6 protein-coding genes are annotated in these 6,777 nt (G+C 51.1%); all 6 read left to right on the top strand.

Annotated features, from left to right (window positions below; all coding sequences use genetic code 11):
* Positions 1–143: 143 nt before the first annotated feature.
* The 6 genes from F4Y39_05955 (at position 144) to F4Y39_05930 (ending at position 6,777) form a co-directional block, all read left to right on the top strand.
* Positions 144–605, top strand: coding sequence for a hypothetical protein (locus F4Y39_05955; GenBank protein ID MYC13253.1), 462 nt, complete (start codon positions 144–146; stop codon positions 603–605).
* Positions 606–683: 78 nt separating this feature from the next.
* The gene (locus F4Y39_05950) at positions 684–2,978 is read left to right on the top strand and encodes a TonB-dependent receptor (GenBank protein MYC13252.1); all 2,295 of its coding nucleotides are present in this window, start codon (positions 684–686) and stop codon (positions 2,976–2,978) included.
* Positions 2,842–3,927 carry a DUF4249 family protein gene (locus F4Y39_05945; protein ID MYC13251.1) on the top strand — a complete coding sequence of 362 codons (1,086 nt, stop codon included), beginning with the start codon at positions 2,842–2,844 and terminating at the stop codon, positions 3,925–3,927. Before F4Y39_05950 ends, F4Y39_05945 begins: the two co-directional genes overlap by 137 nt.
* A gap of 137 nt (positions 3,928–4,064) precedes the next feature.
* Positions 4,065–4,871, top strand: coding sequence for a phytanoyl-CoA dioxygenase family protein (locus F4Y39_05940; protein ID MYC13250.1), 807 nt, complete (start codon positions 4,065–4,067; stop codon positions 4,869–4,871).
* A 38-nt stretch (positions 4,872–4,909) separates the two neighbouring features.
* A complete protein-coding gene (locus F4Y39_05935; protein ID MYC13249.1) occupies positions 4,910–5,893 on the top strand; it encodes a Gfo/Idh/MocA family oxidoreductase in 984 nt (327 codons plus the stop codon).
* Positions 5,893–6,777 (top strand): carbohydrate kinase, encoded by an 885-nt coding sequence (locus F4Y39_05930; protein ID MYC13248.1) that lies wholly within the window; start codon positions 5,893–5,895, stop codon positions 6,775–6,777. The genes F4Y39_05935 and F4Y39_05930 overlap by 1 nt, the downstream gene beginning before the upstream one ends.

Below are 6,777 nucleotides of genomic sequence, written 5' to 3'. Positions count from 1 at the left end.
GTATTAAAAATAATGATGTTATAATTTTTCTTTTGGTTTGAGTCCATCTGGCACAGAAGTTGCAGTTAGGGGGCAGTGCGGTGTCTGCCTTCAACACGAGCAGGTTTTCCGGATAATCTGGAACTTTTAGCTGGGGGGACAGTATGAAATACGTTACGATTCTTTTTTTGTTGGGGTTTTCGCTGGGTTGCAATGTAGTCGATCCCGTGTCGATCTCAGGGTCGGTGGAAAAAATTTCACCCGAGGCATTTGCCAATGCCGCCGTGACTATTTTGCACGAAGAAGGCTATACGGTAGAAACGGTTGATCCCGTGGCCGGTGTGGTAACGACGGGCTGGCGACATGAGTCGAGTTATGCGAGTCAGACTTTTTTCGATGTTTCGAGGCGCACGCGCATTTCGGTTGTGATGGATTTTTTTACTCAAGAGATCAATGTGCAGATGACCAAGCAAAAAAGAAGTAGCGAGGATCCCTGGCGCAATGATGGGCTGTCAGATGCCGATAGAGATCGGTTGCGGTTAATTCTCGCGCGTATTCAAGAGCGCATCCGGTTAATTGCCGAGCGCGAAGAAGGGGTTGTTGCCACAAAAAGGGGTATCTGGTGACACGCTAGCGAATCAACGAATCAACGAACCCCGCCCATCCTCCCAAAGCATGTGCTGACATGATGTAAGTCAGTATCAGTGTGTATTGCCGTTCGTCTATTCGTCTATTCGCGCTTTTTGTTATCGTGCATTCTGCAAGGAGGGATAAATTTGGTGAAATATTTGTTGCTGTTGTTGCTGTTGTTGCCGTTGTCTGTGCAGGCGGCAACGCTGAGTGGGTTTATTGTGGATCAGAGTAATGGCGAGTCGCTGCCCTATGCGACGGTGGTGCTAAAAGGGCAAGACAGGCCCATTAGTGTGTTGAGCAATGTGAATGGATATTACGCCATTCAAGGGGTTCCTGAGGATATCCCCTATGTGTTGACCATTTCTTATATCGGGTATATCAGTTTTCAGGATACGCTGACTTTTCGAGCGGGGGAAACAAGGCGGCTCGATGTGCAACTCAAACCCGAGCCAATAGTCGTGGAGGAGATCGTGGTGCAGGCCAAGCAGGAAGAGGAAGAGCAGCGCATTCAGCCGGGTTTTGTGGAGATAGAAACGTCAAAAATCCGCGAGATGCCAGCTATTGGCGAGGCGGATATTTTGCGCTCGCTACATCTGTTGCCGGGTATTCAGGCCGCGTCAGATATCAGTTCGGGGCTTTATATTCGCGGTGGCGGCCCGGATCAAACCTTGATTTTATTGGACCAGATGCCGCTTTACAATCCATCGCACGCGTTTGGCTTTTTTTCTACTTTTAACCCCGATGCCATTCGGGATATGAGTTTACACAAAGGGGCTTATCCCGCGAAATACGGCGGTCGTTTGGGGTCGGTGCTCGACGTACACAATAAGGACGGCAATCGCAAGGGATTTGACGCCAGCGGAGGGATAAGCCTTATTGCCGCGCGTTTGACACTTGAAGGCCCAACGCCAAAAGGCTCGTGGATGATGTCGGGACGGCGCACTTATATCGATCCGTTATTGTCTTTCATCCGGGATGAAGAAACAGATGTTCCCACGTATTATTTTTACGACTTAAATGCCAAGCTCAATCAGGATTTTTCGGATAATGACAAGGTGCAGATCAGTGGATATTTTGGTCGAGACAATTTGACTTTTGATGTTGATGAGGATTCGTATTTCGGCATTCGGTGGGGGAATACGGCTTTTTTGGGCAAGTGGACGCATGTGTTTTCGCCCGCGCTATTTGGCAATTTTGTGGTGGCGGGCAGTAATTATGCCAGTAAGATAGAGCTGAATATTCTCGATACGCCCATCTTGCTTTCCAACGGTATTAGCGATTTTACCATCAAAGGCGATGTGGATTGGTTTGCCGCACGCGATCACGCTATCAGCGGGGGCTTTTTGGCGACGCACTACGATTTTGAATTTTATCAGGAATTTAATCGCTCAAGCCAATTCGATCTGCGTCTGACCCCCAATTTGTTATCGGCGTATGTGCAAGATCATTGGCAGCCAGGCTCTGCAACAGATATTCGCCTGGGCATGCGGAGCAGTTATTTTAGCGCTGGTGATCGCTTTCATGTCGAGCCGCGTTTTTCAATGAGCTACCGCAGGGGCAATTGGCGCTGGAAGGCGGCTGGCGGTTCATTTCATCAGTATTTGCAATTGGTGACTACCGAGTTGTTTAGTGGCGGTGATTACTGGGTGCCGCTGGATGAGTCGGTGGAACCCGGACGGTCCTGGCAGAGTGTGGTGGGTGTGGAGTGGGAACCTTCCGAGCGTTATCAGGCTACTGTGGAAGCCTATTATACGGATATGGCGAATTTGATTGTACTGGACAATCGCATCGCCGCAGATATCGATGCGACAAACGTAGAGGATACGTTTGTGAGTGGGGGGACCGGGTATGCAACTGGTGTCGAAGTCTTTTTACAGCGCCGCACCGGGCGATTGACGGGATGGATTGGGTACACGCTGGGATGGACGAGGCGTACCTTTTCCGAACTCAATCAGGGTAAGGCGTTTCCCCCCAAATACGACCGACGCCACGATGTGTCTTTTGTGACCAATTATCGCCTGGGCAGGTGGTCGCTTGGGGCGAATTATATCTATGGCACTGGGCAGGCATTTACACCTGCATCTGCGCGTTATTCATTGCGCTCGCCCGCAGTGCCCCACCGTCAAATAGAAAATCTGGTGCTTCCCTCAGACCGCAATAGTGCTCGCTTGTTGCCCTATCAGAGATTGGATTTAAATGTGAAGATGCGGTTTCGAGCGTTTGAGGTGAATGGGGAGTTTTACGTTCAGGTGTTTAACGTATTTAATCGGCGCAATGAGTGGTTTGTCATTTTTGATGAGTTCGATCCAGATGTGGTCAAGATGTTGCCGATCGTGCCGACTCTGGGGATCAATTTTAATTTTTAAGAGGAGTATGATGAAATATTTCGTTTTGATGGTGGGCTGCCTGGCCGTGCTGGTGGGATGTGAGGCCGAGCGCGATCCATCGAGTCTTTTTGGCCCCGATGCTTCGCGTGTTCTGGTTGTGGATGCGCTGTTGATTGTCGATAAACCCCTGCCTCAGGTGCTGGTTAGTGAGACAGTAAAAGCAAATGTGGGTTATTCTGAACGCTGGGCAGGTGTAGGCGATGCCGAGGTCGTGATCACTCAGGGGGAACAGACGTTTGTGTACCGCCCGAGTTCGGGTTTTTCCTCTGGGTCTTATCGTCCCCCGCTCAATGCCCCGCTCGTTTTGCCAAATACAACTTATAATCTGCGCGTGCGATCACAGGGTAGGGAAGCCACAGCGCAGACGATCACACCGGGTAGATTCGATATTCGGGAGGCGGCATTAATAGATGATCAGACACTCGAGGTCATCCGTCCTTTGAATAGATATGAAGATGGCAATGTGCAGGAGAATCGTGTTGTCTATCAAGAAGGCCTTCTGGAAATGCGATTTGATCCGCTTCCTGCCAGTGGCTACCATATTGCAATTGAGAGCCTGGATCCAGAATCGGATTTTGTGGTTTATTCCGATTTGGTCGATGAAGATGAGAGGGCGGATTTTGAACGATATGGCAGTTCGCCGGCATTTGAGGCCACAGATGGCATCGTGCGCTTCCCCTGGTTTGCGGTGGCATATGCCGGGCCTCATGTCATTCGCATTTATGCGGTTGACAAGAACTGGTTTGATTTGATTCGCTCTGTGCCCGAGTTTTTTCAAGATGATGATGGGAATGCGTTTCAGCCTGGCGGCCTGGCGGGTGACAATTTCGAGCGTCCGCTGTTTAACGTTGATGGGGGCATAGGGATTTTTGGCTCGGCGTCCGTGGATTCGGTGGGTTTTGAGGTGCTGCCCCGCCCTTCGCAATAAAGGCGGATTTTTACGGGTTTTTATAGAAAATATAACCCCAGGGGCGTCGGTTACAGACTGACGCCCTTTTTCTTTGCTTGACACAAGTATTTATAGTATTATGATTTATCTATCTAGCAATTTTGAGGAGGATAAAAATGACACCCGAAGAACAGAAAGCATTTTTTTTCGACCAGGGCTATCTCGTGGTTGAAGATGTGGTGTCGTCCCAAGAGTTGGCCGAGTGTGAAGAAGAAATTCACAAATTACACGTGCTGGCAGCAGATTTGGCAGCCAATGGCGATAAGCGTTCGGGCAGTTTTCAGCGCGAGCCTTATGCAAGGGACAAAGAGCAAGATGGCTTGCCCGTGTTGCGAAAGATCGAACAGACGCGCGATTTTTCCAATGTGTTCAAGAATTTGGCTGCACATTCCAAACTCGTGCCCGTGGTTCAGAATCTGATTGGTCTCGATTTGTTGTTGTTTCGCAGTACGCTTATGCTCAAGCCCGCGTTTCACGGGTCTTCGCATGGTTTTCATCAAGATTCGGCGTACTGGCCGATGGAGCCGCCCGCGCTTGTCACGGTGAGTATTGCATTGACAGATGCCAGTTCGGAGAATGGGTGCATTCGAGTGATTCCCGAGAGTCACAAGTGGGGCATGCAGAAATGGGGCGATATTGCGCGGCCTCAAGATGCAAAGTTGACAGATCGAAAAAATTTGGATATCTCACAGGCTATTGAGGTGCCTCTCAAGGCGGGAACAGCCCTCTTGTTTCACAGTTTGTGTGTACACGGTTCTGGTCCCAATAATTCACCTCGCCCGAGGCATACGGCACTCTACGCCTATTTTCCACCTACTGTGCGTTATATGGCGCGGGGAAGGGATTCATCGCGCACATTTCCGGTAATCTCCGGATTAGAAGGCAGGAAAGAAGTAACGATGGTGGCTGAATCGGCGGCTTAAAAAAATATTACTTACTATAAACCGGGAGGTTCTGCGCGATGTCAAAAGAGAAAATTCGCCTCGGTTTGATCGGATGTGGCGGCAACATGCAACGAGCGCATTTGCCCCGTTTGAAAGCAGATGGCGGCGTGGAGATTATCGGCGTGGCCGATCCCGATGAGAGCCAGGCGGAAGCATTAATGGAGGCGTGGGGCAGTGAGGCGTCGTTTTATGAAGATTATCGCCAACTCGTGCGGAATGAGGCTCTCGATGCTATGCTGATCAGTTCACCCCACGCGCTGCATTATGAGCACGCCCGCCTGTCTTTGCAAAAGGGCTTGCACGTTCTGGTTGAGAAGCCCCTTACTGTTGCGTCTCGGCAGACCAAGTCGCTGATCAATTTGTCGGATAAATTGAAATTGTATCTGGTGGTGGCCTATCAACGCAATTATATGGCTCCCCACGTTTATGCGCGTGAATTGATTCGGCAGGGTGAACTCGGAGAGTTGCGCGGCGTGGTGGCCTATGTGACGCAAAATTGGGGACGTATCCGCGGCTGGCGTTTGGATCCCGAGCTGTCGGGGGGTGGCATGTTTATGGATACGGGTAGCCATCTCGTCGCCTCTGTGTTGTGGATTACGGGATTGGAGCCTGTGGAGGTCTCGGCTTTTGCGGAGAATGCGGGAAAAGCTGTGGATACCAATATGGTGGTCAATGTGCGTTTCAAAGGTGGCGGGGCGGGAACGCTGAATACCTTTGGCAATGCGGCGCATCACGATGAGCGAATCGCCATTCACGGAAGCAAGGGCTGTCTGGTATTCCATTTGCACCAGTGGCGAGTACAGTCGGTTTTGCTGAATGACAAACCACTCGATATTCCACCGCATATTCAGGAGATGACGCCCGATCAGGCATTTTTTGATCTGATCCGCAACGATGGCGTGGGGTATTCGCCGCCGGATTTCGCTTTGCAGGTCGCTCGCTTGTCCGAGGCCGCTTATCGCTCGGCTTCTGCAAAAAAGGCAGTGAAGGTGTCGCGGTAATGCGCCGTGGTCCGCCTTCTGTGGTCGCTATCGGTGCCGTGTTGTGGGATGTGTTTCCCGATGGCGAGCGATTGGGGGGTGCGCCGGCAAATTTTGCCGTGCACGCGGCTGCTTTGGGCGCGCGTTCTGCCATGGTGAGTTGCGTGGGAGACGATGCGCGGGGCAAGACAGCACTTGAGATTTTGAGCGGAAGAGGCGTGGCTACAGATGCCATGCAAGTGCATGCCTATCGACCAACGGGTAGCGTGAACGTGACCCTTGTAGATGGGCAGCCTACTTATGAAATTGTCGAAGGCGTGGCGTGGGATGCGATTACATGGTGCTCAGAATTGGCACCGATAGCGCAATCTGCTCACGCCTTGTGTTTTGGGACGATAGATCAACGCGAGGCGCAGAGCCGTCGGGCAATTATAAATTTTTTGGATGCGGCGTCGCCGGATTGCCTGCGCGTGTTCGATATTAATTTTCGACAGCACTATCACACTGATGAGATTGTGCGGGAATCTCTGACACGTGCTGATGTGCTGAAGTTAAATGACGAGGAAGTCGTCCTGCTGCGCGATTATGTAGGTGGGGAAGAAGATGTGGATGCTTTTTTGACAGGTATTCGCGCGCGGTTTGACCTGCAATGTGTGATTTTGACGCTGGGAGAACAGGGGTGCTGGGTTGTGAGTGAAGGTGGGATTTGTCAGGCGGTGGGGAAAAGACAGCAGGTCGTGAATACGGTGGGTGCTGGCGATGCTTTTACGGCGGCATTTGTCATGCATTTACTCGCTGGCGCACCGATGCAGATATGCGCCGAACAAGCCAATGCCGTTGGCGGTTTTGTTACGACACAGGATAGTGGAATGCCGACTTTGCCCGCGCATTTTCGGGTTTTTTAG

The sequence above is a fragment of the Gemmatimonadota bacterium genome, from assembly GCA_009838845.1.
Taxonomy (GTDB): domain Bacteria; phylum Latescibacterota; class UBA2968; order UBA2968; family UBA2968; genus VXRD01.
The sequence above is the reverse complement of the archived record's forward strand: the minus strand, read 5'-3'. Positions and strand labels throughout refer to the sequence as shown.